Source organism: Candidatus Electrothrix sp. (genome assembly GCF_052785085.1).
Genome location: NZ_JALAAI010000225.1, coordinates 1 through 2,153 on the forward strand (window position 1 = coordinate 1; position 2,153 = coordinate 2,153).

Consider the following 2,153-nt stretch of genomic DNA (forward strand, 5'->3'; position numbering starts at 1 on the left):
GCATTTTTTTTGCAGAGAGTATTGACCCAAAACGTTTGATATGTCAAACACGAATAAAAAATGTTTACGAAAATATTTTTGTTCAACTATGCTATTTCAGCATTTGAGAGGGGTTCGGGAATTGCTGGTTGCTGTGCTTCAGCCACTGATCACCTATAAAACGAGGAGACGATGATGGCAAGCTGCTGGGTGCAGATAACCTCGGGCCGAGGACCAGAGGAGTGCTGCCGGGCTGCCTTTCTCCTCCTCCAGGCCTTGTCTGATGAAGCAGCTCAGAAGAATATTACGGTAGACTGTCTCGAATTAATTGAGGGAGATCATCCCAAAACAGTCAGATCGGCCTTACTCTCCCTTCACGGCAAAGGATGTGACGAGTTTATGCGCTCCTGGCAAGGAACCATCCAATGGATCGCTCAAAGCCCCTTTAGACCTCGGCATAAACGCAAAAACTGGTTTGTCGGGGTGCAGCAGGTGGTACCACCGGAAGAAAAAGAGCTTTCCAATAAGGACTTTCGCTTTGAGAGCATGCGGGCCTCGGGGCCGGGTGGGCAGCATGTCAATAAGGTGAACTCTGCCATTCGGGTGACGCATCTTCCCACAGGTCTGACTGCAATGGCTCAAGAAGAGCGTTCCCAGCATATGAATAAGAAGCTGGCCCTGACGCGTTTGCACGTCAGGATTCAGGAGGAGCAGGATGTGCGGGCCAAGCAGTCCCAGCAGGAGCAGTGGGGCATGCATAATGAGCTGGAGCGGGGAAACCCGGTACGGGTCTTTCAGGGCGAGCGGTTTCTGGAAAAAAAGGGATCACGTTCATGACAGTACCTTCTTGATATCTCGTTAGGGTCTTACTGATTTCATGACAGGCTTTTGAATGATCAGATTGTTTGGATAAAAGATCTCATTCCCTTCTTTATCCTTGAGTTGAATATGAAACAGGGTCATATCAATGATTTCACCTGTGACTGAATTGTCGCCATCTACTATGGTAATCTCGTTTTTTATCCGGTAAGGGAAGGAGAAAAATATAATAATACCGGAGGTGATATTACTGAGAACTGACCAGGAGGCAAATAACGCTGCACCGAGAACGGCAAAAAAGGAGGAAGTAAAGATCAATACGCCTCTTATATCAAATCCCCATATTATGGCGATAACGATAAAGAGGAAGGAAAACAGCAAACAAATGAAGAATTTTTTAATGTAGACTATTCTTTGTTCGATAAATCTTTGCCTGGCACCATATCTTGCGATAATGGGAGCGATAATTGCCATGATGACAAAATAAGAGACAACCGCCAGTACGGACAGCAAGATTTGTAATGAAAGCAGGATATTCATAATTTTCTAACCTCACACAATTATTGCTTGTACCCAAGCTCCGGCTTGGGTGTTCTTCTTATTCTGAAGCTCTGATCCTTGTATGAAGCGGTGCTTCACGGTGTCTGTGCCCAAGCAAAGCTTAGGCACCAGTAAAAGAGGCTATTCGAGAGAGATAGAAAAATCTATATTAGAAAAATAATGTGAGATCAACTGCCCGTTTAAGGAGCGGAATTGTAGGGGTGTGCCCGACAGGAAAGGGCGGACACTTTTCATCACTGTGGCTTGTTTTAGTTCAACAAGGGGACCCGTCCTCTACTTATTTTGTATTTCCTATCCTGACTTCAGAATTAAAATAAATCTGTCCCCTTTTCGTCCATTTTTCTAACCTCACGCAATTATTACTGGCACCCAACCAGAGTTGTTGGGCCATCAGTAAAAAAGGGTCAGCTAACGCCTGGCTCAGGGGCGTCGCCTGATGCGCCGTGCCTTGGAGCCATTTGTTAGCTTCCGTTTTTAACTCTGATGTAGCTGTACTTAAACCGAGAAGCATTAATATCTTTGGGTTTAATAACGTTTGTTTTTCTAAGCTTTTGTAAGGCTTTCTTTACTTTCTGTAGATCTGACTCACCACTAAGACTACGAACCATTCTATTAGTTATTTCAGCATCAGGGTTTTTCTTAAAATAATCGATTATTACATCTTCTACAGGCCCCTGACAGCCTTTTTCTGCTAGCTGGTTAATCTTTTAATTTTACACCAGAAAAAAATGGACATTTGAGATTTTTCTGGTATTAATGTAATAAAAAACGATTTGTCATTGGTAACCAAGGGA

The 2,153-nt window shown here is 43.8% G+C and carries 2 protein-coding genes; one reads left to right on the forward strand and one right to left on the reverse strand.

What is annotated here, in order from left to right; genetic code table 11:
* Positions 1-171 precede the first annotated feature (171 nt).
* Complete coding sequence (gene prfH / locus L2082_RS19155; RefSeq protein ID WP_446011314.1) at positions 172-816, forward strand: peptide chain release factor H; 645 nt, start codon at positions 172-174, stop codon at positions 814-816.
* 21 nt (positions 817-837) lie between these two features.
* Here the strand turns inward: prfH and L2082_RS19160 are convergent, their stop codons facing one another.
* Positions 838-1,338 carry a mechanosensitive ion channel domain-containing protein gene (locus tag L2082_RS19160; protein WP_446011313.1) on the reverse strand — a complete coding sequence of 167 codons (501 nt, stop codon included), beginning with the start codon at positions 1,336-1,338 and terminating at the stop codon, positions 838-840.
* Between the last annotated feature and the right edge of the window lie 815 nt (positions 1,339-2,153).

Excerpts from the sequence above, each read along its gene's own strand:
- prfH (WP_446011314.1), top strand. The coding sequence starts at position 172 with ATGATGGCAAGCTGCTGGGTGCAGATAACCTCGGGCCGAGGACCAGAG.
- L2082_RS19160 (WP_446011313.1), bottom strand. The coding sequence starts at position 1,338 with ATGAATATCCTGCTTTCATTACAAATCTTGCTGTCCGTACTGGCGGTT.